18 protein-coding genes are annotated in these 25601 nt (G+C 37.6%); 6 read left to right on the top strand and 12 right to left on the bottom strand.

Annotation, left to right across the window (positions count from 1 at the left end; genetic code table 11):
* Positions 1–175: 175 nt before the first annotated feature.
* Complete coding sequence (locus ACFRAE_RS12625) at positions 176–472, bottom strand: hypothetical protein (RefSeq protein WP_422797523.1); 297 nt, start codon at positions 470–472, stop codon at positions 176–178.
* A gap of 246 nt (positions 473–718) precedes the next feature.
* Here ACFRAE_RS12625 and ACFRAE_RS12620 point away from each other — a divergent pair, with 246 nt between their 5' ends.
* Complete coding sequence (locus ACFRAE_RS12620) at positions 719–2431, top strand: protein-disulfide reductase DsbD family protein (RefSeq protein ID WP_422797522.1); 1713 nt, start codon at positions 719–721, stop codon at positions 2429–2431.
* A 54-nt stretch (positions 2432–2485) separates the two neighbouring features.
* Positions 2486–3460, top strand: coding sequence for a 6-phosphofructokinase (gene pfkA, locus ACFRAE_RS12615; RefSeq protein ID WP_422797521.1), 975 nt, complete (start codon positions 2486–2488; stop codon positions 3458–3460).
* Positions 3461–3538: 78 nt separating this feature from the next.
* Here pfkA and ACFRAE_RS12610 read toward each other — a convergent pair whose 3' ends face one another.
* Positions 3539–4360 carry a polysaccharide deacetylase family protein gene (locus ACFRAE_RS12610; RefSeq protein WP_422797520.1) on the bottom strand — a complete coding sequence of 274 codons (822 nt, stop codon included), beginning with the start codon at positions 4358–4360 and terminating at the stop codon, positions 3539–3541.
* A 439-nt stretch (positions 4361–4799) separates the two neighbouring features.
* On the opposite strand from ACFRAE_RS12610, the gene ACFRAE_RS12605 reads away from it, so the two are divergent.
* Complete coding sequence (locus ACFRAE_RS12605; protein WP_422797519.1) at positions 4800–6104, top strand: UDP-N-acetylmuramoyl-tripeptide--D-alanyl-D-alanine ligase; 1305 nt, start codon at positions 4800–4802, stop codon at positions 6102–6104.
* Complete coding sequence (locus ACFRAE_RS12600) at positions 6104–6493, top strand: VOC family protein (protein ID WP_422797518.1); 390 nt, start codon at positions 6104–6106, stop codon at positions 6491–6493. Before ACFRAE_RS12605 ends, ACFRAE_RS12600 begins: the two co-directional genes overlap by 1 nt.
* Here the strand turns inward: ACFRAE_RS12600 and ACFRAE_RS12595 are convergent.
* From ACFRAE_RS12595 to xseA, 9 genes are all read right to left on the bottom strand, one after another.
* Entirely contained in the window at positions 6490–6936 is a 447-nt protein-coding gene (locus ACFRAE_RS12595) for an RrF2 family transcriptional regulator (RefSeq protein WP_422797517.1), read from the bottom strand. The two genes, ACFRAE_RS12600 and ACFRAE_RS12595, sit on opposite strands and share 4 nt — an antisense overlap.
* Before the next feature lie 49 nt (positions 6937–6985).
* Entirely contained in the window at positions 6986–8626 is a 1641-nt protein-coding gene (gene pafA, locus ACFRAE_RS12590) for an alkaline phosphatase PafA (RefSeq protein WP_422797516.1), read from the bottom strand.
* Between the two features lie 11 nt (positions 8627–8637).
* Entirely contained in the window at positions 8638–11439 is a 2802-nt protein-coding gene (gene uvrA / locus ACFRAE_RS12585; RefSeq protein WP_422797515.1) for an excinuclease ABC subunit UvrA, read from the bottom strand.
* 84 nt (positions 11440–11523) lie between these two features.
* Positions 11524–12648 (bottom strand): cytochrome-c peroxidase, encoded by a 1125-nt coding sequence (locus tag ACFRAE_RS12580; protein WP_422797514.1) that lies wholly within the window; start codon positions 12646–12648, stop codon positions 11524–11526.
* Between the two features lie 9 nt (positions 12649–12657).
* The gene (locus ACFRAE_RS12575) at positions 12658–14169 is read right to left on the bottom strand and encodes a DUF6850 family outer membrane beta-barrel protein (RefSeq protein WP_422797513.1); all 1512 of its coding nucleotides are present in this window, start codon (positions 14167–14169) and stop codon (positions 12658–12660) included.
* Position 14170: 1 nt separating this feature from the next.
* Positions 14171–15376: a DUF4876 domain-containing protein gene (locus ACFRAE_RS12570; protein WP_422797512.1), complete on the bottom strand. Its 1206-nt coding sequence runs from the start codon at positions 15374–15376 to the stop codon at positions 14171–14173.
* 18 nt (positions 15377–15394) lie between these two features.
* Positions 15395–18148, bottom strand: coding sequence for a TonB-dependent receptor (locus ACFRAE_RS12565; protein WP_422797511.1), 2754 nt, complete (start codon positions 18146–18148; stop codon positions 15395–15397).
* A gap of 166 nt (positions 18149–18314) precedes the next feature.
* The gene (gene xseB / locus ACFRAE_RS12560) at positions 18315–18542 is read right to left on the bottom strand and encodes an exodeoxyribonuclease VII small subunit (RefSeq protein WP_422797510.1); all 228 of its coding nucleotides are present in this window, start codon (positions 18540–18542) and stop codon (positions 18315–18317) included.
* Complete coding sequence (xseA, locus tag ACFRAE_RS12555; protein ID WP_422797509.1) at positions 18539–19804, bottom strand: exodeoxyribonuclease VII large subunit; 1266 nt, start codon at positions 19802–19804, stop codon at positions 18539–18541. The genes xseB and xseA overlap by 4 nt, the downstream gene beginning before the upstream one ends.
* Positions 19805–19889: 85 nt before the next feature.
* Here xseA and ACFRAE_RS12550 point away from each other — a divergent pair, with 85 nt between their 5' ends.
* Positions 19890–21620: a serine hydrolase domain-containing protein gene (locus ACFRAE_RS12550; RefSeq protein WP_422797508.1), complete on the top strand. Its 1731-nt coding sequence runs from the start codon at positions 19890–19892 to the stop codon at positions 21618–21620.
* The gene (locus ACFRAE_RS12545; RefSeq protein WP_422797507.1) at positions 21620–22777 is read left to right on the top strand and encodes a dipeptidase; all 1158 of its coding nucleotides are present in this window, start codon (positions 21620–21622) and stop codon (positions 22775–22777) included. The genes ACFRAE_RS12550 and ACFRAE_RS12545 overlap by 1 nt, the downstream gene beginning before the upstream one ends.
* Here the strand turns inward: ACFRAE_RS12545 and ACFRAE_RS12540 are convergent, their stop codons facing one another.
* On the bottom strand, positions 22778–25600 hold the full coding sequence (locus tag ACFRAE_RS12540) for a hypothetical protein (RefSeq protein ID WP_422797506.1): 2823 nt from the start codon (positions 25598–25600) through the stop codon (positions 22778–22780).
* Position 25601: the final 1 nt, after the last annotated feature.

Genomic DNA, 25601 nt, shown 5'->3' with positions numbered 1-25601 from the left:
CGATAAATTAATACTTTCTTTATCAAATTTCTATTGATTCCTTCTCCTGTTGTATTAAAATCTAACCTAAATGAGCTAAATAAACCTGCTTTAATTTGGGAGCTCCAAGGATCTTCTTCTTCAGCCCAATCGTCATCTCCTCTTAGGATATAGATCCCATCTTCATTATCACTTTTTAAATCAAATTTATTTGAACCATTTTTTGACGTATAAAATCTTCCTTTGGAATTTTGCTTGAGATAAAATCTTTGTGGTTTTGTTTTTTATTAATATCATTCAAGTAATTCTCAGCATCTATAACATTAAGAAATCTGACATATTCTTTCTTGTAAATTGTCTCTTGCAAATCGTACTTTAATTTCAGGGAATTTAATTTGTCTAGATTGAGCTCAGGATCCTTTTCTTTGGTGCAAGAGAAAAATAAAAAAATAGAACCGATAGTTATTAATAACAAAAAAATTTTAATTTTCATAAAAATAAATATTAGCGTAAATAATTGGAAAATAAGACAATCGCAGCTTCATTGAGAAACTAATTTATGTTAAAATTAAAAATGTTATTTAAACTTTCCTGATATTTAAAAATAAATCTTGTTTGACTCATTAATTTAAGCTAATCTTTTTGATGTCAAAGTTTTGCAACAACTTAAACGCATTCTGCATAAAATAAGCATTGCCGAAATATTTTTTCCTATTTTTGACGCTTAAAATCAATCATTATGCATAAATCCAGGATTGTATATTTTTTCACGCTCGTATTTATTTGCTTATCTACCTTATCCATATCAGCTTTAGCTCAAGATAGTTTAATCAATATCGAGGGGATTGAATTTAGTTCAGGACAAGAAGATAGTCTTTCCGATGACAGTCTAATCACAGATTTTAGTGATGTAGAATTTTCTGATGGTCAGGACACAAGCCGTGTTGATACGACTGCTAGCCCAGCTGCAAACAACAATCCAAAAGTAACTTCAACTGAAGAAGATAATTCCCTTTGGGGAATATTTATTAAGGGATTAATTGGAGGTTTCTTAGCCTTTTTGATGCCTTGTATTTTCCCAATGGTACCACTCACAGTAAGTTTCTTTACCAAAAAATCCGGAAGCAATTTACAAGCGGTAAAGCAAGCCTTTCTCTATGGCTTATTCATTATTGTTATTTACGTGGCATTAGGGATGTTAATTACCATTGTATTTGGTGCAGATGCCTTAAATGTCTTATCGACCAACGGTATATTCAACTTCCTGTTTTTCTTGCTTTTGGTCTTTTTTGCTGCGTCCTTTTTAGGGGCTTTTGAAATCACTTTACCGAGTTCATTTGTCAATAAAATTGATGCTAAATCAGACAAAGGCGGTTTTGTAGGGCTATTCTTTATGTCTGCCAGTTTAGCGGTTGTGTCGTTCTCCTGTACAGGCCCAATTATAGGGACATTATTAGTAGATGCCGCAACCAAAGGAGACCGATTAGGCCCGGCTATCGGAATGTTAGGATTTTCTTTGGCATTAGCCATTCCATTCGTTCTCTTCGCTATGTTCCCTTCCCTTTTAAAATCTATGCCTAAATCGGGTGGCTGGTTGAATAGTGTGAAAGTCGTTTTAGGATTTTTAGAATTAGCTTTAGCTCTTAAATTTTTATCGAATGTAGACTTAGCTTACAACTGGCAATTTTTGGATCGTGAAGTTTTCTTAGCCTTATGGATTATCATATTTGGTATGATGGGATTATATTTAATTGGAAAAATAAAATTTGCACATGATAGCGACTTGAAATTCCTTTCCGTACCACGTACCATCATGAGCATCTTGGTTTTCTCTTTTGTCATGTATATGATTCCGGGAATGTGGGGAGCTCCTTTAAAATCCATTGCCGCGTTTTTACCTCCTATAGGTACACAAGATTTTGATATTTCCAGTGGAAGTACTAATCATGCTCCTATCAATGCTGATGCTTCTTCCAGAAAATACTATCAACATTTTCATGCACGAGCGACTTTAAAAGGTATGGATCCTTATTACGATTATGATGAAGCATTAGCAGCAGCTAAAGAACAAGGAAAGCCATTGCTTGTTGACTTTACAGGCTGGAACTGTGTAAATTGCCGCAAAATGGAAGCTGGAGTATGGTCTGATCCAGGGATTAAAAAAATGATTAATGAAGAGTTCGTCCTAGTAGAATTGTATGTGGATGATAGTGTATTACTATTGCCAGAATCAGAACAGTATAAATCTGAAATCAATGGTAAAACAGTCAAAACAGTCAGTAAAAAGAATTCAGAACATCAGATTTTGAAATTCAACAGCAACAGTCAACCATTATACGCTATTTTAGATGCCAATGAAGAACTACTGGTTCCGACCTCTGGCGCAAATTACGATATCACGAGTTATAAAGCTTATTTACAACAAGCCTTAGATGCATATCATGCTAAATAGATTTTCTAAGGTTTTTTTATCAATTAACAACAACTAAATCGGTATATTTGAATTATGAGTAACATTAAAAACATTGCAGTTTTAACTTCTGGTGGTGACTCTCCAGGTATGAATGCTGGTATCCGTGCTGTGATCAGAACTGGTATTTACCATGGCATGAATATGTTCGGCATTCGCAGAGGGTATGATGGTTTAGTTCAAGGCGATATCTTAGCAATGGATGCTAAATCAGTAGCAAATATCATTCAACGCGGTGGTACTATCCTTAAAACGGCAAGAAGTGATGAATTCAGAACTATTGAAGGTCGTCAAAAAGCATATGAAAATTTAAAACAACATAATATAGATGCCCTTGTGGTCATTGGTGGTGACGGTACATTTACCGGAGCTTCTAAATTCATCGAAGAATTTGACATTCCAATAGTAGGTTTACCGGGTACTATTGATAATGATTTGAACGGAACCGATTTTACCATCGGCTACGATACCGCAATAAATACAGTAGTTGATGCCGTAGACAAGATTAGAGACACGGCAGAATCTCATGACCGTTTATTTGTTGTGGAAGTTATGGGTAGGGACTCTGGTCTTATTGCTTTACGTTCAGGTATTAGTACCGGTGCTGAGGCTGTATTGATTCCTGAATTGGAGGTGGATTACGACGCCATTATGAAACGCCTAGATAAATCCAGAAAAAACAAATCTTCCCGCATTATTATCGTAGCAGAAGGGGATAAAGAAGGTGGTTTAGTTGTTGCAGATAAAATTAAATCTAATTTCCCGGCTTATGATGTTCGTGTTTCCATCTTAGGTCATATCCAACGCGGTGGTTCTCCAACATGTATGGACCGTGTTTTGGCAAGTCGTTTAGGTGTTGCGGCTGTGGAAGGATTAATAGAAGGTCGTCGTGGAGAAATGGTGGGCCTTATCTGTGGAAATGTACAATTTACACCATTTAGCAAAGCCATTAAACATATCGATAAAATCAATACCAATTTGACTAGAATTGTTGAAATTTTATCACTTTAAGTTTATCGTATACAGCATATAAAAAAGGTTTTTGATGGTTCGCTATCAAAAACCTTTTTTTATACATACAGACCGCATCTATAAGTCTTTATAAGAAATAAGCTTGATTTTTCGTTTGCTTATAAGCTCCATAACAGGTTTATCTGTAAACGCTTTTAATACCGCAATTCGATCTTTCGCAACTTGTTCATAGCCTACATGCCCCATTCCCGCTGCTTCAAAATCATCATAGGCTGGGTGCTCGATTAACAAATAAGTTCCAGGTTTAAGCTGTTGAAAAGCGCTCAAGAGATTGGCCTGTTTTTCAGCTGCTGTTACCTTCACGCCTGACCATTGAGGAAATGGTTTTAATTCCGAATCTTTCACGATTAAACCATATTCATTGGCTAGTTTGCTTAACAAATCTTTAGCCTCCTTGGAAAAACTTAGACAGCCCATATGCTCAGATAAATGTGATATATGCGGAATCTTCTTTATCGCCAATTCAATTTGCGCCCTCAATTCCTTTTCCATTTCCTCCATCTTCCAATTACTTTTACTCAGTAAATGGGTGTTTTGAAGAAAATACCCATCGGAATCAACCAAACTTGGGCAATGGGTTAGTGGCCTCCATTTGAGGTTAGTCCATTCACTTGTTAGGGTGAGATGCACGCCCATATCAATCTCTTTCCGATCCTTCACCAAATTTACAGCTTCTTCAAACCAAGGTCCAGGAACCATAATTTCTATAGACTTAACGATTCCTTTTTCAAAAGATTCCAAACATGCATAGTTTGCGGAACGAGTAGAACCCATGTCATCCGCCCGAACCAACACCACAATTTCAGCTTCTTGGCCTAGGCTGTAATTCTGCTGAAAAACGAAAAAAATAAACAAACAAAATACACGTAATATATTCATAGTAGGCTATTTAAACTGGTTTAACACTTCATGAAACGCATACTAAAAAAACAAGCCCTCTTCTTCTTTTCCCAAATACGCTTAGCTTCTAAATTTAAAGCTTTAAAATGAAATTACCTTTGTCAACATTAATTTGTGGATATGCCCTGCCAATAGTTGCATAAAATCAAAAGATGAGTAAACCCTCTATTCTGTTTAAATAGGCAAATCATCGATCCTTATTAGGATCTCCTTCGGATCTTGTTTGCTTTTACAGGGCAAAAGTCCGCAGGAGGTCCGATCAAGATCCGAAGGAGATGTGGTGAATCTTTCACATTAATCACAAAGAAACCGCATAAAATTTCCTGATCAAACAGAAATTGAAAACTCTTCATCTAATTTCATTCCCCTATTCCAAATCCTTGAATACATGCTTACCTTTGTTAAAAATTCAAGATCAATGGATATTGCAAAACTTTATCAAATTTACCTAGCTCATCCAACGGTATGTACCGATACCAGACAAATCAGCAAAGATTGCATCTTTTTTGCCTTACATGGCGAAACCTTCGATGGAAATAGCTTTGCAGAAAATGCATTATCCTTAGGTGCCGCTTATGTCGTTATTGATAATAAGGCATACCATCAAGATCAAGCTGCTTATATTCTAGTGCCCGATGTATTGGAAACCTTACAACAGTTAGCAGAATATCATAGACAGCAATTACACATACCCATCATTGGAGTAACGGGTACCAATGGTAAGACCACGACTAAAGAATTACTGTATAGTGTTCTTTCTCAAAAATATAAATGCTTTGCGACCAAAGGAAACCTGAATAATCATATTGGAGTCCCTTTGACCTTGTTGTCCTTAACCAGCGATATCGAATTGGCCATTGTAGAAATGGGAGCCAATCATCAACAGGAAATAGAATTTCTATGCCATATAGCACATCCTACCCATGGATTAATAACCAATGTAGGGAAAGCACATTTAGAAGGATTTGGCTCATTTGAAGGCGTCATGAAGACGAAAGGAGAACTGTACGATTATTTACAAAATCATCAGGGAAAAGTATTTCTACAAGGCGACAATGAATTTCTCCAATCCATGAGTAAAGATCGTGCACTGACCGATATTACTTATTATGGATTTTCGGAGCATCATGATGTACAAGGCGGATTGATTGTCGCTGATCCATTTATCAAGATCTATTGGAAAAAAGCAGGACTCTCGGAAAAACAAGAGGTACAAACCCAATTAACCGGAGCTTATAATTTGGAGAATATATTAGCCGCAGTTGCGGTGGGTTTACATTTTGGATTAACAGAGGCAGAAATAAATCAAGGAATATCCAGCTATCAACCAAAAAATAATCGATCTCAGATTACAAAAACAGCGCATAACACCATTATTGCCGATTATTACAATGCCAATGCCAGCAGCATGCATGCCGCATTAGAAAACATTGCAGTCATTCAAGCACCGAACAAAGCCATCATATTAGGCGATATGTTCGAAATGGGGGATCAATCGGCAATAGAACATGAAAAGTTGGTAATAAAAGCCAAAAGTCTAGGCTTAGCACAATTGCTATTTGTAGGAAAGGCCTTTTATGCATTAAAGGATGACGAAGCACTTTTCTTTGAAAACACAGCAGATGTGAAAGAATATTTACTGGATCAACCTCTAAAAGATTACCTCATTTTATTAAAAGCATCTCGAGGAATGGCTTTTGAACGATTGCTGGAGGTATTATAATGGTACAATTAGAAAAAGTTCATCATATCGCAATTATTTGTAGCGACTACCCACGCTCTAAAGCTTTCTATACCGAGGTATTAGGTTTAGAAGTGATCCGAGAAATTTATCGAGCAGAACGTGAATCGTACAAATGTGATCTCGCTTGTCAGGGAGCTTATATAATCGAATTGTTTTCATTCCCAAATCCAGCAGAACGCCCTTCTTTTCCTGAAGCTAAGGGCTTACGTCACCTTGCTTTTCAAGTTAAAAATGTAGAAAAGGAAAAATTAGCCTTAGAAAGACTAGCGATAGCGGTAGAACCGATACGAATAGACCCAACGACAGGTAAGAAATTTACTTTTTTTCAGGATCCAGATGGATTACCTCTGGAACTATACGAAATCTAAGAATTGGGAATATCTAAGTTTAATTCCTTTTCCTTATTTATTAAATGCGAGATACTGGTATCATTAAGAATTTGCAGCATGGCATTTCTTACTTCTACAAACGTATCGCGGATGCCACATGCATGTTCTTCTACACACTCTTCACAGGAACGATAGAAATTTAAACTTACACAAGGAAGTAAGGCTATTGGACCGTCTATTAAACGCATCACTTGAGATAAGTAAATATCTTCCGGTGCCTTATTTAAACTATATCCACCTCCAGCACCTTTCTTGGAATACAAAATACCGGCATTTCGCATTTCTAACAATATTTGTTCTAGAAATTTTTTAGGAATACGTTCTTCCTCTGCAATTTTTCCAATTTGCATAGGATCCTTACCGTAATTACGACCTAGTACCATTAAGGCCTTTATTGCATATTTTGTTTTCTTAGACAGCATAGATAAGCTTTAGTTAAGCTACTTCCTCAAAAGTATAAAAAATAAAAGACTAATTCTGTAATACCTCGACAATAGGTTGCCCTATGGATCCATTTGGTTCCATAACGTGCAATAATGAGGATAAGGTTGGGGCAATATCGGTGATATGAACCAGCCGATTACTGGTTCCTTTTTTTATGCCCCAGCCCATAAATACCAATGGGATGTGAGAATCGTAAGGAGTCCAAGTACCATGCGTGGTACCAGTAGAACGAGGAGAACCATCGTACCATTGTGGCTCCGTAATGATTTGGATCGCTCCGCTACGTTTTCGATTGTATCCATTTACTATTTTTTCGCGTAATTGGGCAGGAATCATCATATTTTCGCCAGATTCCATATCGACTACGAAAGCTACTCCGTCTTCATGCCTTAGCATTTTAACAATGGATTTCTTGATTTTATCCTCCTCCAATTTATGACTTTCGATATCTTTATAATTTAAATGCACCTGGTAATTCATCAAGCTCTTCACCAAGTTAGAAACCCCAAACTCAGCCTCCAGCTGCTCATTTAAATTTCTTTGCAATTGCCTAGAAAAAAAATAGCCCCCATTGCCACGCATATCCATAAAATACCGAGAATTATATGAAGCAGCATGATCTGCTGTTAAGAAAAAGGTATAATTCCCTTTTCCAACTGTTTTATCTAAGTATTTAAAAAATGCCGCTAGTTCTTGGTCCAATCGAAGATAGATATCCTCAATTTCGACAGAAGATAAGGAATAGCGATGCCCAACATAATCAGTAGCCGATAAACTAACACATAAAAAATCAGTTGCTTTTGCAGGATTATTGCCTAACTGTTCTTTGGCAATGGCTTCCTTGGCAAAGTCCAAGGTAAAGGTGTTCCCTTGAGGTGTTGTTTTTATCATCTCCAATCCTGCATCCTTCATCAATTCCGATGTTCTGCGAGGAAATCCAGTAGAAGCTTCCCCTGCCCATTTCCCTTCGTACACATTATCATCTTCAATGCTATTACTGGCGTAGGTTTCGATAGGATATAAGGTATTCCAGTCTTGTTTTAAATATTTCTCAGCCAATTTCTGATCATTAAACCCACTCACCCATTGCGGAAGATTTTCCATGTAGTAAGTACTGGTGATCCAGTTACCCGTTTTGGAGTCAAACCAGTAGGCCGCATCGGCAAAATGACCTGCAGGTAAAATACCCCCACGATCTTTAATGGCGATACCAATGACTTTGGACTTAAAATTAGTAGCTAATTTAAGTTGATCTGTCACTGTGGAAGCGAGTAAATTCCGTGGCGATTGCTTTCCCTCCGAACCTGGTGCTCCTACCCCTACTACAGAATCGTCTTGGGTACAATACATCGCATTTCCAGATTGTTGTTCGATCCAATCATTGCCAGCAATGCCATGGATAGCAGGCACACTGCCCGTATAAACTGAACTATGTCCAATCGCAGTGAAAGTCGGTACATAATCAATCAACGTGTTTTCACAAGAAAACCCCTCATTCAATAATCGTTTGAAACCATCGTTCCCATATCGATCCGCAAAACGATATAAATAATCCCAACGCATTTGATCGACCATAAGACCAACTACTAATTTAGGTCGTTCCACTTGGGCTGAGGCCAAGCTGACTCCGCTTATAAACAGCCATAATAAGATTACGTTCTTTTTCATGGGATATGGTTTTATATGATGAGGTGACGTTTTAAATAATCACCCGTATAAGATTTCTTGCAATTTACTAAATCTTCAGGCGTTCCTGCAAACAGCAGTTCTCCACCTTTATCGCCCCCTTCAGCACCAATATCAATTACCCAGTCGGCAGATTTAATCATATCTAAGTTATGTTCAATCACTAAAACCGTATTACCTAAATCTATCAAGGCATTAAAAGCTTTCAACAACTTACTGATGTCGTGAAAATGCAATCCGGTGGTAGGCTCATCAAAAATAAACAGGGTTTTTTTCTGATTATTTCCTTTGATTAAAAAAGAAGCTAATTTGATACGTTGTGCTTCACCACCAGATAAGGTACTGGACGATTGGCCTAATTTGACATAACCCAATCCAACTTCTTGTAAAGGAATGAGTTTGTTTAGAATTTTAGGCTGTTGCATAAAGAAGCTAATCGCCTCATCCACACTTAAATCCAATATATCTGCCACAGACTTCTCTTGAAATTGCACATCAAGCACATGCTGTTTAAATCTTTTCCCTTCACAAGCTTCACAGGGCAGTACAATATCTGCCATGAATTGCATTTCAATTTTAACCACACCTTCTCCTTGACACATCTCGCAACGTCCACCTTCTACATTGAACGAAAAGGCAGATGGTTTCAACCCATTTGCTTTAGCGGCAGGTAGGGAAGAATACAGACTCCGAATTTCATCCCATGCTTTCACATAAGTCACTGGATTGGAACGTGTGGACCGACCAATGGGATTTTGATCGACCATTTCAATTTGCTCTATCTGATCAATCGCTCCTTCTATTCCATCAAATAGACCCGTTTGTTCTCCAGTATAACTGCCGACCGCTTTTTGCAAGGCGGGATATAAAATGCGCTTCACTAAAGAAGTTTTTCCAGACCCTGAAACTCCCGAAACAACAGTAAAAACATGCAATGGAAATTCAACATTGATCCCTTTTAAATTATTTTCTCGTGCCCCAAGAATACGGATACATTCATTCCAAGTCCTTCTTTTGTTAGGAATCTCAATGGTTAAATCCTGACCTAAGTATTGACCAGTAAGGCTTTTTTTATCTTTTAAAATTTCAGAAAAAGTTCCTGCAAAAACCAGTTCACCCCCATAAATACCCGCTTCAGGACCAATATCGATCAAGAAGTCTGCCGCTTCCATCATCTCCTGCTCATGCTCTACTACAATGACCGTGTTTCCTGCATCACGAAGTGATTTTAGAACACCTATTAATTTCTGCGTGTCGCGAGGATGTAAACCAATACTGGGTTCATCCAGCACATAAATGGACCCTACTAAGGAACTTCCTAAGGATGTTGCTAAATTAATCCGTTGAGACTCTCCCCCCGATAGGGAATTACTGAGCCTATTTAAAGTCAAATAACTCAAACCAACATCGCATAGAAATTGTAACCTATTGATGATTTCGGCTAAGAGACGCTTGGCGACTAGGGCTTCATTGCTACTTAGTTCCAATTGCTGAAAGAGGGAAAGGCATTGATCCAAAGGTTTCAACACCAAGTCGGTTATCGATAGGCCACTGACTTTAACATAAGTAGCATCTTTACGCAATCGAGTACCTTTACAATCTGGACAATCTGTTTTACCACGGTAACGGGATAACATCACGCGGTATTGTATTTTATAAGTTTGTTCTTCTAATTCGGTGAAAAAATCATTGATCCCATTAAAATGTTGATTTCCTGTCCATAAAAGTTCCTGCTGCGCAGGCGTTAAATCGCTGTATGCACGGTGAATAGGAAAATCAAATTTTAGTGCTGTTCGAACTAATTTATCCAACCAAAGACCCATTTTTTCACCACGCCATGGCGCTATAGCTCCATCAAATACCGAGCGACTTTTATCGGGAATGACTAAGTCCGGGTCAATGCCAATAACTCGGCCATATCCTTCACAGCGTTTACAAGCACCATAGGGATTATTAAAAGAAAAAAAGTTTGGCGTAGGTTCTTCAAATACAATTCCATCCAATTCAAACTGATCGGAGAAATCAAATCGCTCCTCATTAGCTTCAACCGTACAAACGCCCTTACCTTCAAAATAAGCGGTTTGTGCCGAATCTGCCAATCGATTTACAGTATCTTCCTCCCGATCTAACACGATCCGATCGATGACAATAAAAATATCCCCCAGTTGAAGACTTTCATTTTCAATACTGCGGTCTTCTAATACTGTTTCAATCTTTTGGATTTTATCTTGGTATTTTATCCGAATAAAACCTTTCTGAAGCAATAGGGAAAGTTCTTCCTTCAATTTTCTATTGTTCGAAGGAATTAAAGGACTGTATATGGTAATGGTGGTCTCGTCAGGAAATGCCAACAAGCGATCTACAATCGAACTGACAGAATCCTTAGTGACTTCTTCACCAGTAATTGGGGAATAGGTTTTCCCAATTCTGGCAAATAATAATTTCAAGTAATCATAGATTTCTGTGGAGGTTCCTACGGTAGACCGTGGGTTGCTGGAGATAACCTTTTGTTCAATGGCGATAGCCGGAGCTATACCCTTGATATAATCTACATCAGGCTTATTCATCCGACCCATAAATTGACGGGCGTACGAGGATAGACTCTCTACATAGCGACGTTGTCCTTCGGCATATAGCGTATCAAAAGCTAAAGAGGATTTTCCTGAACCTGACATTCCAGTAACAACCACAAGCTTGTTTTTTGGAATATCAACATCAATATTCTTGAGGTTGTTTACTCGGGCTCCTTTAATCTGTATATGGGATTTGGGAGTAGGATTTGCATTTTTTTGCATAACCTCCAAAGGTAGGCAAATCTCTCGAAAAGAAATATCCAACTAAGGAATAAAATCCAGAGTCTTACAATATAGTTACAATACTTAACGAGGTAATTGTTCTGGCCTAGGCATTCGGTATTTGGTGGCAGTTACCGCTTCCAAAAATGCGGCTACTTGCCGAATCTCCTCGGCCGATAGGTCAAGCTTTTTCATTAGTGGATCTATCCGTGGATACATGGGATCTGCCTCCTGCGCGGCATTTTTGGGATTATTCATCGTCATCCCGCTATTGTATAAATTCAGAATACCGATCATGTTATCAAAAAGTCCATTATGCATCCATGGATTCGTATTCATCACATCGCGTAGGGAGGCTGTTCTAAATTTGCCTACATCCTTAGGATCCTTCGTAAATACAAATCGGCCCAAATCTTCGTATTTTCTTTTATAATAGGTTAATCCAATATTATGAAAACTTTCATCGGTTAAAAATTCACCGTGGTGACAATTCATACATCTGGCTTTGGTACGAAATAAATGTAAACCTGCAATTTCATCATTTGTTAAGGCAGTATATTTCCCATCTATAAACTCATCAAATCTGGAGCGTCTGCTCGTAATGGTTCGCTGAAAGGCCGCCAATGCCTGCATAACCTGAGGCATCGAAAAATCTTCATCTGGAAAAGCTTCCGCAAATAAGTCTCGATAACCAGCTATTGCTTTCAACTTTGGGATTAGTTTGGTCAAATCCATCGCCATTTCATTGTGCGCTTCAATAGGACTGATGGCTTGCTCTTCTAAGGTATGCGCACGGCCATCCCAAAACATGGTTTTTCGGGCATAAACATTCAATAATGATAGGGTATTTCTAGTGCCTACCAAATGATCGTGTCCGACAGGAACAGTAGAATGATCGGCAAAGGATGTTTGGGGATTATGACAGGAACTGCATGAAATTTGATTAGAGCCTGAAAGTATAGGGTCAAAAAACAAGATTTTACCTAATTTAACTTTCGGCTGCTCCATTAAAGCAAAGTAACTGGTATCGGTTTTTGGGAGTGCTTTAAATTCTTCCCATACTACTCCTGAATCAATAGTAGGCTTGGGCCATTCCTGAATCGGCTTACTGTATAAGGTACGTAAATCTTCAAATCCTTTATCACTTAAAAATGCAGTGCTCAAAATCGTGATGAGCAAGGCTACTCCTATGATGACTACTTTCTTCATTTCACTCTATTAAAATAACATCCCTAAACGAACAGCAAACCTTTCTTGCTGTATTTTGGATGCGGATAAAACCTGCCCAGCAATAAATGGTTTCCATTGACTGCTCATCTTCCAATCGTATCTTACCTCTCCTGCCATCGTAAACGGGGCCATGATGAGGTATTGATAATTTGTTTTTAACAGGTAATCTATTCCTGAATTTTCCTTAACTCCGTTAAAGGTAGATCGGTTATTCAAAACCTGCTGTTGTTGCAAAGTTAAGTTAAATCCTAATAATCCGTTTTTCAATTCGTAAAAATACTGAGATTGAAGTCCCAAACTTAAACGATCGACGGCTTGCTCACGAAATGGTGAAGCATATTGTTCTTTAAATTGCTGGTATATCGCATAAGGTTTAATAGCCCATTGTTCTTGACCAAGCAGTAATTCTAATCGATATCGAAAATTATAATACCGATACGTTGATTTTTCTGATATTTTGGAATAGCCATTGGAAACTCCATCATTGGCAAATAAAGATTCTTTTCCAATTTTGGTTTGCAAATCTAGACTTGCATGAACTCCATAATTCCAAGCGCCCGATTGATTTGTATAGCCCAATTTTGCGCCAAGCTGTTGATCGGTCCATTGATTCGCATCTAAGGGTGATCTAGGTAAAATGCGACTTGCTAATCCTTGTTTTAGGGAGGTTTCCATAAACAAGCCCTTCTCGTTTTTTGGTAAAAAAGAGAGCTTTCCCTCCAGCCCTACGTAATCATAATAAACTTTAGGATATGCCCCTGAAAAACCGGCCATCAATTCATTGTAAGCACCCAATCCATTTAAAAATTGGACGGAAGGTCTTCCTAATACATGGTTAAAACGTACGGCATTCTCTTGTTTATAATATTGCAATCCAATAGTTCCTGCCAATTGATAATTTTTCCAAAGTTGATACCCTACACTGGAATTCCAATGGATATGAGAAGAGACATTGTTTTGTCGGGGATCTATTCGTCGAAATGATTGTACCGCACGGTATGAAAATTCCGTACCGTAGACCCATTTACCTTGTTCTTTAGCTATTCCCCCTGAAAACTGATAGTTTTCTTGCCGCAGATCTCCTCCCACACTATCGGAAGTGAGGTAAGGATATAACAAATCGATATCCGAAGTTTCATTAAATTGTACGCGTTTAATCCTCAGGTTTTCATATTGCGCAGAACCCCACAAAGTCACATTTGGAAAGGGCTGTTTTAAGTAAGAATTGGTATGAATTCGAAAGCCATCTTCTCCAGACCCTTCTTGAAGATTATAATGCTCTTTTTTATCAGAGAAATACTGCAATTCAAGCGTTGTTGCGGAATGATGAAAACGGAAGGGTTGAAAAGCTGGATTCGAATAATAGGAATTACGAATCGCTTTGGAAAGGTCCGCCCGTTCTTTCACGGTGGCACGATGGGCAAAACCTAATGAATCTTGTGCTTGCAGGTTATGCAAACACAAGAACAAGAGCATACCAATGACTAACTGTTTAATCATATTATTTTTTCAACGATGGGCTTGATTCTGCTTGAAAATCCTCTGCCGAATTATTCGTGTCTTTTAATAAGTCTTTCCCGTCAATTGTTTTGCCTAAACTCTTACGTATTACCGATTTTCCGTATCGGTTTTGATCAGAGTTCGTTGTTCCGCAATACGTCCAGCCCATGTCTAAAGCTGCCGATGTGACTAACCATTCGTAGCCTTCGCTCACGGAAAGATTGACCGCATCTATGATATTGCTATTCGGGATTTTGTAGGCTTCTACAGATATTTCTCGTCCATTGGTCGCAATATAGGAAAGGGTATACGCATAATCCTTTTTATATGTTTCTACTGTAAGTCCTTGCGGAAGGCGAGCTAAAACATAACCTGTAAACCCACGATCATGCATTAATAAATTTCCAGCAACAGATATTGTATTAGGAACTGCAGGATTATCGACATTGATGTTGCTCAATAATTCTATCTCTACATCTGCTTGGGTGAGGTCCAAGGAGTTTGTGTTATTTTGCAAGTGATTAATCGCATTGTTTGCAATGATAAAATCTTCGCCTGGATAAACGGGGTAATCGTCTCCATCTCCGGGGATCATGATAATTTGCTGTGTGGTAAAGGCCTCATCCATTATCGCCGGTGTATATACCCGCATCGTGGTTGTTAAATAATAAGATTGAGCAATCAATAGCCCATCTGCATATAAAGTATCGTTGGAATTATTTTGCAATATGAAGTATTTATCTCCATGGTAAGCTTTATTCTCCGGAGTTCTATTTCCTGTGTAGAATATCTCTTTAAACACGAAATTGGCACTAGGATCGGATAAAAACAACTTCAGATCAATAGAAACTGTGTTTGCGTTCACAACAATAGCTTCCTTTCTAGCCGTAATACGCATTTTCTTTTCTTTTCCATTTTCTGAAACGAGTATGTCCCCTTCTAAACTAGCGGCATAAGTTCCAAAATTTACTTCGGTGCTAGCCGATTCTTTGCTGATGTCTACTGGTACCGTGTATACAGAACCTGAATTACTTTCTTTTAACGTAAGCTTTAAATTACTAACTGTAAATGTTGTAGGCAGATTTGACTTATCTAAGGCGATGGTTGCTTGAGATTTAGATTCTACAAAATCATCTTTCATACATGCAGAAAATGAAAATAGCATGGTCATAAAGAAGCAACATTGGATGAATAAATTAATTTTCATAGTGGTGCGTTGTTGAATTTATATTTTAATATTTATTTCCATACCGAAGTATGGTACATGGTTATTTTGACGATAGTATCTAAATCCATATTGCGTATAGTCTGGCCGATAAATAAACAGCTGATTGACGAACATGGCAATCATGATTTTATCTTTAATAGATTTCGTCGCTTTAAAATTAGCTTGCAAATTGATAGGCTCCGTATACCTAAGGAACAGGACATCATCTAGTTTTTGATCTAAATGCCTTAAATTGACATCATTTACATCACTGGGTAAATAAGGATGTAGTTGATTATCGATCGTATAATAGCCTGTAGGAAGGCTATTCCTAGGCAATTGTTGTCTGCTACTAAACCAGATATTCTGTATGGAAATGGATAACTTTAAGCCTAATTTTGGTAAATAGGAATCGGCCATTATATTGGTATTAAACATTTCCTGAAGGCTTCCATCGAGGTCATCATAGATGCCAACATATTGCCTCACTTTGCCGTTGGTCACTATAAGTTGACTAATCATTCGGGCAAGGGACTGTGCATCTTTTAATTCTTGTCTAAACCAAGCCCCATTAAGGGTAAATCGAGTGTTGATTCCTTTAATCCGTTGAGAAGAAAACTGGTATTCCAGACCTCGCTTATCGACAATGCTTCCATTGGCATTTTGACTATATACTCTAAATTCCTTTTCGTCTGTATACTTGAAATCCGAGATGGAAGGTTTACTAGTTAAGGTATTGGGGTCTACAGAGGATACGGTATATTTCCGAAATTCAAGGGCATCAAACTTCGTTTCTTGACGAAAACCTGAAGTCATTTGCTCGTTAAAATAGGTTAACGACAAGGTGTTTCCATTCAGCTCTAAGAAGCTAGAAATCTCCCATTTTTTGTTTTTAGCTATGGATAAATTAAAATTTGTTGGGTCTATACGATTGGTATTTACCCAGGCTAATCGATAATCGGGATTATTGTGATAATAACTTAATTCTACAATATCACGATATTCGACATTTGGAGATAACTGACTAATATTTGGAGCTAAGGATTGTTGACCAAAACCGACAGATATACTGGATTTCAAGGCATCAGTTCCTGTACCGATTTTTGGCAAATGAAGCCGACCATTCCATCGTGGGTCTATCGCAATCTGATTATTTAATTGATGCTCACGTGGCAGATTAGTTAAAGTAAATGCCCTAAGTCCTACACTATTTTCGAAAAGGAACTTTCCTAAAGGAATAAAAAATCGATCTTCAGCAAATACTGCGAGATTGCTCCTAGCTGGAATGTCATGGAATACTCTAGGCCTTGTTTGTACCCCAGTATTCATTGGGAAATCCAAATCATATTGAGATCCCTTGCCTATATTCTTCGCATATGTATATTCTAGCCCGGCTTTCAATTGATGTTTTACCAAAGCTTCTACCTGCCAGTTACTCAACAATTTCAATTGCCCTTGAATAGGCTTGTCATCCACTTTCAATTTGGAAACATAGGTAGGCGTAAAGAATTTAGCTTCCTGACTTCCGGAAATCATGGAATTGGCTAATACTTCTACAGCACTGATTTGTACCAGTTTTTCCATGTCTATGTAATTATCGGACATGGAAAAATTAGCGATCAGCTTTGCGCTTTTAAATTGCTTCTTAGGGTTAGTAGAAAATATCTCCAAGCTGTTTCCGAAGGAATATTGTCTTTTCCCTGCTTTATAAAAATCGGTTAAGAAGTAATCATTATCGGGATCAAAACGATCGTTGTCTATGGTTGTGCCGAGGTCAAGGGAATGCCCCCATAGTAAGCGATATTGAGGTAGAATCCAAGTTTTTTCCCCACGCACAGAGGCATTTACCCGCTTATAGGAAGTATACACATCTGTAGGATTGGAATTCGCATGTAGGTAACCTCCATCGATGTTTAATTTATAGTGATTGAATTCAAAACCTTTTCCAACACTGAATAACTTGCTAAACCCATCGGTTTTTACACGAGTAAACCAGGGCTCGTATCCTTTCTTCCGTTCTATTAATACAACGCCTGAAGTGATATCTCCATATTCTGCCGAAGGTACGCCTCGAATTATTTCAACTTGCTCAATGTTATCTGTGGAAATACTACGCATATCCACTCCTCTAGTTGTCATATCTCGCGAAGAGTTTGAATTGCCCGAAGACAAATAATCTTCTAGACTACTTAAGCCCGCTATGGAATTCATATTCATCCCATCCACTTGAAATAAGGTGCCCATGGAATGTGTTTGATAATTTGCATTGCTGGAAGAGAAACCTCTTAAGGTAATAGGATTTCCTTTTATTAAATCAGGAGTTGCTGCTCTTCCGCCGGGTAATAATTCGAGGATATCCGAAAAACTTGAAGGCTGCAAATGTTGCATAGCTTCTTTACTGATAATGGAACTGGTACTTATATTACGAGATTCCTTCGCCGTCACGAAAACTTCATCGATATTAATTTCTTGGGATTGGAAAACAACCTCAGTAATTCGGTTATCATCTAGTTTGTAGGTGCGTAGAATTGGTTTAAAACCAATATGAGAAAATCGAACTTCATAGGTTCCTGCTGTCAAATTGGAAAACATGAAATACCCAAACTCATCACTAGTTAATGCGGTAATATTTGTCTTTAAGATTTCAACGCTAACATTCGACAAAGGCTTTCCTTCAGCATTTTTAATCTTACCTGAAAGAGAAAACTGCTGAGCAAATGAAATAAACGGTAGGAGAACCGATATGCAAATGAAATAAATGCTTTTTAACATGAAGTTATTAAGACTAATTCTAAACAGTGCAAAATAACGCAAAAAAACATTTAGTTGAACAACATTTTTCAAAAAATTTATACCTCGTCCTTACTAATCGCTAGAAATAAGGTACTGCTATATTAAATCAATCTTATGGACTGTCGCTATAATCAGGAAATCTAATTTATTCCTCCTCTTCAGAGGCCTTATCCTTTTGTGCAGATAGTTTTTGAAGTAATTGGTTGACATCCTCTTCCGAGGATGATAATTTTGCTTTACAAATCTCTAGTAAATCACTTGCTCTTTTAATTTTAACACTTAGCTCATCTACCGGGATTTCTCCAGATTCAATTTCTGAAACAATGCCTTGCAATTCTTCAAATGCATCTTGATAGGTATATTGATTACTCATTTTTTAGGTGCTTTATTTAATACTTTGGCTGTTATGAACCCATCGACTAATTCGATATCAACTTCTTGATCCACTGCTACTTGACTTAACTTCTGAATGGAACTATTATTGATTCGCATAATACTAAAACCTCTAGTTAGAATATGTATTGGATTTAATAAATCCAGCAGTCGTTCTAATTGCAATAGCTGGGTATGCTGTTGTTTAAAAAACATCTTTGCATAACTATTGATTTCCATTGTTGTATTTTTCAAATTTACTTGCTCCCTTAAAAGAATGGACTTAGCGTTCCAAGAAATCGTGGATACCGATTGATTTAATTTTTGATACTCATGCTCAAATAATTTCTTTGAAGCCCGTTGAATTTTATCAATGGCTAAGTCAACAGGAATTGCAAAATTGTGGAACTTTTGCAACATAAAATCAGCCAATTCACTCGGTGTGATTGCGTTTTTGTAGGCCACCATTTCCGAAACCGTTTCATTTGTAGAATGCCCTATTCCTGTCAGAACCGGAATTGGAAAAATAGCTATGGTCTTTGCCAACAGGTAATTGTTGTACGAAGTTAGGCCTACATCACCACCGCCTCCACGAATGATTGCCACACAATCAAACTGTTCAATTTGATGGGCAATCACTTCCAATTGCTTGATAATGGATGCCACAGATTTATCTCCCTGCAAGAGTGCTGGAAATAGTGTAAATTCTATCGTATATCCCCAAGGATTCCCTTGAATTATTTTAAAGAAATCGGACAATCCCTTACTAGTCTCTACAGATATGACTGCCAATCGCTTAGGTATTAAAGGAAAGGGTAGTGATCGATTGGCATCATATAAACCTTCCTTCTTCAAGGCAAGGATGCTCGCACGTTTTTCTTTTTCCAATTCTCCTAACACGAATGTCGGATCAATATCAACGATTTTTAAACTAAACCCATACAGGGGATCGTAAGAAACAGCCGCTTGAAATAAAATAGTAATACCATCTCGAAGAGGTTCTCCGAGAACCTCCATAAACTGCCGATTGATGCGTTGATAATCCATCTTCCAAAGAATAGAGCGCATCTCCGCCACAATTTTACCATCCTTTTTTTCAAGTAATTCGGGATAACAATGCCCTGAATGGCTATAATGGTTTAACTTATTCATTTCAGCCTTTATCCAATACAAACTCTTATAGCGCTCAGCAATAGTCTTTTGAATACTTCGAGAAACTTCAAGTAGCGTAAAAACAGTTTTATTTTCTACGGATTCGGGCATATGTTCAAATATAAAGAATTATTCAGGTTTAGGAATGCGGTTTTATGCGCTTTTTACTACATTTACACTAAATAAACCCAATACCATGATTCGCATAAAAAACCTGTTGTCGATCGCTCTGCTATTTGTTGCTATTTATAGCCATGCTCAATATAAACAACTTGTACCCAATACGACACAGCTGCTGCACAATAAACAACAAATCATCCCATTTCAGCGGTTAGATCAATATCGTATGGCCGTGGTCACTTCAAATAATGATGATTATAAACCATTTATCGAACAGTTAAAGCGGTATGCGGATGTAGAAGTTGTCGATTTCAACAATTATGATGAGAAAACAAAATATTATAATACGATTATAGTCGCTGGCAATGTTCAAGACTTCAGACCTGATTTTTTGGCTATGATTCTACAATCGGCTACGAACAAAAAAGAAGTTATTTTTTGCCGATTTGGAAGCAATCAAAACCTCAACAGCGTCCTGTTGAATGATGCCAACCTAAGCCGTTTTGCCAGTTTAGCATGGAACCCAGAAACCAGCGTTGAGGCTCAGCAATATACTGCCATGTCTTTATTTGGCGGCTTAGCCATCACCGAAGGCCCAAACAAAACAGAACAAACGAGGCTACAGTATACCGAAGGAAAACAATCCGGACTCAACATTGCAAAAATGACACGTGAAATCGATGCCATTGCTAATGATGCTATAGCGCAACATGCCGCGCCCGGAATGATGGTCATGGCGGTTAAAAATGGCCAAGTCATTTTTGAAAAAGCTTACGGATACCACAGCTATGATAAATCCCAAGCCAATCAACTAAATGATATTTATGATTTGGCATCCATCAGTAAAATCATGGGAACTACACCAGTGGTCATGAATTTACAAGAAAAAGGAATCATTAACTTAGATAGTACCATGGGCTACTATTTATGGCAAGCCAAGCAAACCAACAAGGCAAATATTACCCTGCGTACCGTTTTGCTTCATGAAGCTGGCTTTACTCCATTTATTCCATTTTACAAGAACTTAAAACCTGGGGATGTACAACATACAGCCTCTGAAAGCCATCAAGTACAAGTGGCAGACGGAGCATATCTCCGAAACAATTATTACCAAGAGGTAATGTGGCCCCAGATGTTAAAATCACCGGTTAAACCTATAGGCAATTACGTATATTCGGACATTTCCATGTATGTCATGAAAGAAGTTTCAGAACATGAAACCTCAACGCCTATGCAAGATTATGTTCAAGAAATCTTATTTCAGCCTATTGGCATGAAGACCGCAGGCTATTTACCTAGATTACGTTTTCCAAAAAATAGCATCGTCCCAACACAGCAAGATACTGCCTTCCGTAAAACCTTATTACAAGGATTTGTTCATGATGAAGGCGCTGCAATGGCAGGTGGTGTTGCGGGGCATGCCGGGCTATTTTCTTCTGCCAACGATTTGGCCATTTATGGACAATTATTATTAAATCGAGGAATATATGGAGGGGTTCGTTATTTCAAACCAGAAACCATCGATTTATTTACCTCTAAGCAATCTGCTACTAGCCGTCGAGGCTTGGGATTTGACCGCTTTGATCCAAAACCGAATGCAAATTATCCTTCCAAATTAGCCAATGAGTCTGTATACGGACATACGGGATACACTGGAACCAATATCTGGATAGACCCTAAAAATCAGTTTATTTTTATCTTTTTGTCCAATCGGGTACACCCACAGGTATCGACCAAGATTTACGATTTGAATGTGCGTAGTCGAATTCACGATGTGATTTATCAAACCATTAATGAAGCTAACTAATGAAAAATATCTTCCTATCGGTAAGTTTTCTGCTATTCATAGGTACAGCAATGGCTCAAGACTACAAAAAATTACACAAGCAAATTTTAGTCGTCGATGGGCACAATGATGTCATCATTGAGAGCATTCTTCCTGGCAAAAACATTTCCAAGCGATTAAAAACAGGACATACAGATATCCCACGATTACTAGAAGGGGGAGTTGATGTACAAGTTTTTGCAGTATGGTCCGATGACAAGAAGTGGAAAACGAATGCATTCCATCATGCTAACACACAAATTGATGCCTTGGAAAAACAATTTATTGGTCAAGAAGACAAAATTGAGTTAGCCAGAAACAGTGCCGATATTGAACGGATTACCTCAACAGGTAGAATTGCGGCATTAATAGGTATAGAGGGTGGAAATATGATTGAAGGAAAGATAGAGAACCTCGAGAAACTATATGAACGAGGAGCGCGCTACTTGACCTTAACCTGGAATTATAACCTACCTTGGGCTACCGCAGCCGCTGAAGAAGTCAAAACCAAAAATAATCAAGGAAAAGGTCTCACAGCACATGGAAAAGCCATCATAAAACGCATGAATGAGCTAGGAATGATGATAGATCTTTCCCATGCAGGAGAACAAACCTTTTACGATGTTTTGCAGGTGAGCAGTAAACCTGTAATCGTATCACACAGTAATGCTGCAGCACTTACTCCCCATTACCGGAACCTCAAAGACGAGCAATTGATCGCTTTAAAAGAAAATGGAGGCGTGGTAGGGGTCAACTTTTATTCCGAATTCTTAGATAGTAATTACAGCGCTAGAGTAAAGAACTTATATCGAAAGAACCATCCAGTGGATAGTGTTAATAGGAAATATAGCATCGGAAAAATGTATAGCTTACTCAGCAAAAAACAAAAACATCTGGCGAATACAGCACTGGAAAACCTTTTAAAACATATAGATCACCTTATCAAGTTTGCAGGGGTCGATCATGTAGCGATAGGATCAGACTTCGATGGCATAGAATCCCCTCCCCAAGAACTAGAAGATGTCTCTAAATTTCCCGTTTTGACCAAAGCCCTATTAGACCGGGGTTACAGTCCAGAAGATATTGCGAAGATTATGGGATTGAATTTTTTAAGAGTACTAAAAGAAAACGAACAATAGCTATTTCGCACTAAAACGTCGCACTTCCAAGGTTTTTGTTTTCACCTTCAACGTAAAAGTAGGAAGCGATAAACTACGCTCAATATGCACAATCCCTTGCTGTGGTTTACCCTCCCAATACACGTTTGGAGGCAATGATGTTTCGTCAATATAAAAACGATAATTACCGATTGGTAAATTAAATTGAAACGTTCCATCCTTATCTGCAACATTAGAAAATGTTTTCCCATTTTCATGCTCGGCAATAACTAGGTAATTATTCCATTTGCTATCTACTTCTAAGCTTATTCCTGGGTTAACCGTCATTTCTAACTTCCCCTTTACAGTTCCTCCTTTTTGCAAAGGAAGGTTCAACAGCCTTTTTTTACTATTTATTTCCACATGATTTGCAATAGCCATGTATTGATCCTTACGAGGCACAAAAATACTATACTCCGCATAAGGCAGCTTATTAAATGAAGCCTTTCCATCCTTATCCGTAATTAACAGGTAATTGTTTACGCTAAAACTTATGTTTTCTGCTAGCTCATCACCTTCGTCAAAGATTTCGTTGTTATTTTGATCATAAAAACAAAACACGTTTAAGTCACCACTAAGCTGCTTAATACTAGGCTTTTTCGGATTAGGCAATGCTTGCCTTACCCCTACACGAAAACTAGCATACTGGAACTGGTTTTTACGATAAGAATTGATATTATAAACACCTTGAACTGTCAATTCGGTATGTTTGAACACCTTATAATTTAAATCTATAGATTGATGAATTGATTTCCCAAAATTAAAATTGTAATTAAAGTTGCTAGAAGTTCTCCAATTCAACTTTTGAGCATTCACAATTCCTGAATAATTTACACCAGCAAATAATCTTTTTTGAAAAGTTGCTCCAAACATATTGCTGCTTAACAAATCATAAATACTCATAGGTCCATCTTGATATGAACCAGTAAATTGTAAATTCTTAAATGAATAAGACAAATTTGAAAGCCAGGCATACTTATTACCTGTAGACTGATCATTAAGGTAATAGGCAGATTCCATCATCAGGTTGAATTGATGTTTCATATCCATACTTCTCCAATTTGATTGAGCAACCATTCGCCATGAATTAGTATTTATAAACTGATTAGCCCGTAACGAATTATATTGACCGAACTCATTTTTATAACTAGGGACCAGGCTAACACTAAACCTTTTATTCAACAGGGTATTAAATGTCATATCGATGATAGAACTCGTATTAGATAGGTTTAAAAACTGCGCAGTAAAATAATGCGGATTATATTTTAAAAGTGCATAACCTAGGCTAAATGACGATTGCCCAAAACGCTTGATTACACGTTCATTTAATCGTAGCATTCCTTTTCTATTTCCTGTATAATAGGGATTACTGTAAAAGTTATCACTGACGATCATCCAATCTTTAAACCGCTTCTCCAATTTAACACCTACTGCCGCAGCAGGGTAATAGTCATTTAATAAGGAAGAACTGCCGAGATAATGTTGCAAGCCTACAGCTGCAGAACCATATATTTTTAACGAATCAGTCGTTTTGTTTCTAAGAATATCAAAACTATTGCTCCACAAAAAATTACGAGTGCTATCCAAGTAATTTCTATCAAAAATGAATTGCCCATCATACCTATTCCGCTGTTTCTCCTCATCCAGTACATTCCAACGCAGATAAGTAGCATACCCATTCGTACTATTTCCAGTTAAATTTAGCAAGTCGTAACTACGCTGAACCAATCCCACAGCAAAAGACTGCTGATTATCATGCCCTTGCATCGTATAAGCAATCCCTCTACCATAAACTGATGCTTCTAAAGATTCTTGAATATTTCCTATCAACAACTCATGCGGGCCTTTATTCAAATTGATATAACTGTTATAAGACAAGGGCGCTTGATCTTGGAATTTAGTTAAATTCAATTGATAATTCATCTGCATGCTTGCCAAATCATATTCACCTGCCGATCGAAAAATGTAACTCTGTTGTTCATTTAAAATATTATCCATTTGCAATTGGATAAAATTATTTTTGAATACATGCTGTTGGTTATGTAAACTCCATAAATCATTATAATTTCTTGAAGAAACGATGTTTGAAAAATCAATGTTCATCGTAGAAAAAACATCGTTATTTTCATACAAACCTGTTACTTGAACAGCATATTGTTGCCTATTCAACATAAACTTTTCCACTTGGAAAGAAAAATTAACCAAGGAATCATGTCCCGCCAATAGGATCGATTCAAAAGCATGAAATTTAACATCCCCCACTCGATCTGCCGATGAAAATATAAGTTTTACACGCTCATCCGTAGTTCCATTATTTAATATTCTAATAGCTAATCGGATGGAATCCCCAACTTGCTTAAGGTATTGAAAATGACTTTCATTACTTAAATTAACGGACCTTCTCGGAGGAACAATCAATTGAATAGCCTGTGTAGAAATGAGGGTTTTAGAAGCGTCAAACATGGCTATTTTTATTACAGCATCTTTGAGTGAAGCGATATTTTCTCCACGAAACTTTATCGATAAAAACTTCTTCTTTTTAGGCTTTATTTGGTATTGAATTTTGGATGAACCAATAATTTCTAAGCCCAAAGGAACTTCTATTCGGAGCTCCCCTTCCATAGAAACATCCGAGTGGTTATTCAATTGCAATTCTAAGGTATTTAAGCCCATATTAACTTCTAACTTTTCGATCGTTAGCAATTCAATAGCATCTTCCGGTAGCTTTGCGACACTAGTCTGCAGGCCTAACAAATAAAAACTTGTAAGCCATACAAAAAATCGTATCGCAGCAAAGACATTCAAA

Source organism: Sphingobacterium sp. HJSM2_6 (assembly GCF_049316305.1).
Lineage (GTDB): Bacteria > Bacteroidota > Bacteroidia > Sphingobacteriales > Sphingobacteriaceae > Sphingobacterium.
Note: the sequence above shows the minus strand (reverse complement) of the source record. Positions and strands in the feature narration are given on the sequence as shown.

What these genes read in the sequence shown, in the direction of transcription:
- ACFRAE_RS12570 (WP_422797512.1), bottom strand. Translation starts at nt 15,376, where the DNA reads ATGAAAATTAATTTATTCATCCAATGTTGCTTCTTTATGACCATGCTA.
- ACFRAE_RS12620 (WP_422797522.1), top strand. Translation starts at nt 719, where the DNA reads ATGCATAAATCCAGGATTGTATATTTTTTCACGCTCGTATTTATTTGC.
- xseB (WP_422797510.1), bottom strand. Translation starts at nt 18,542, where the DNA reads ATGAGTAATCAATATACCTATCAAGATGCATTTGAAGAATTGCAAGGC.
- ACFRAE_RS12610 (WP_422797520.1), bottom strand. Translation starts at nt 4,360, where the DNA reads ATGAATATATTACGTGTATTTTGTTTGTTTATTTTTTTCGTTTTTCAG.
- pafA (WP_422797516.1), bottom strand. Translation starts at nt 8,626, where the DNA reads ATGAAAAAGAACGTAATCTTATTATGGCTGTTTATAAGCGGAGTCAGC.
- pfkA (WP_422797521.1), top strand. Translation starts at nt 2,486, where the DNA reads ATGAGTAACATTAAAAACATTGCAGTTTTAACTTCTGGTGGTGACTCT.
- ACFRAE_RS12565 (WP_422797511.1), bottom strand. Translation starts at nt 18,148, where the DNA reads ATGTTAAAAAGCATTTATTTCATTTGCATATCGGTTCTCCTACCGTTT.
- ACFRAE_RS12605 (WP_422797519.1), top strand. Translation starts at nt 4,800, where the DNA reads ATGGATATTGCAAAACTTTATCAAATTTACCTAGCTCATCCAACGGTA.
- ACFRAE_RS12600 (WP_422797518.1), top strand. Translation starts at nt 6,104, where the DNA reads ATGGTACAATTAGAAAAAGTTCATCATATCGCAATTATTTGTAGCGAC.
- ACFRAE_RS12545 (WP_422797507.1), top strand. Translation starts at nt 21,620, where the DNA reads ATGAAAAATATCTTCCTATCGGTAAGTTTTCTGCTATTCATAGGTACA.
- ACFRAE_RS12580 (WP_422797514.1), bottom strand. Translation starts at nt 12,648, where the DNA reads ATGAAGAAAGTAGTCATCATAGGAGTAGCCTTGCTCATCACGATTTTG.
- ACFRAE_RS12595 (WP_422797517.1), bottom strand. Translation starts at nt 6,936, where the DNA reads ATGCTGTCTAAGAAAACAAAATATGCAATAAAGGCCTTAATGGTACTA.
- ACFRAE_RS12625 (WP_422797523.1), bottom strand. Translation starts at nt 472, where the DNA reads ATGAAAATTAAAATTTTTTTGTTATTAATAACTATCGGTTCTATTTTT.
- ACFRAE_RS12575 (WP_422797513.1), bottom strand. Translation starts at nt 14,169, where the DNA reads ATGATTAAACAGTTAGTCATTGGTATGCTCTTGTTCTTGTGTTTGCAT.
- xseA (WP_422797509.1), bottom strand. Translation starts at nt 19,804, where the DNA reads ATGCCCGAATCCGTAGAAAATAAAACTGTTTTTACGCTACTTGAAGTT.
- ACFRAE_RS12550 (WP_422797508.1), top strand. Translation starts at nt 19,890, where the DNA reads ATGATTCGCATAAAAAACCTGTTGTCGATCGCTCTGCTATTTGTTGCT.
- uvrA (WP_422797515.1), bottom strand. Translation starts at nt 11,439, where the DNA reads ATGCAAAAAAATGCAAATCCTACTCCCAAATCCCATATACAGATTAAA.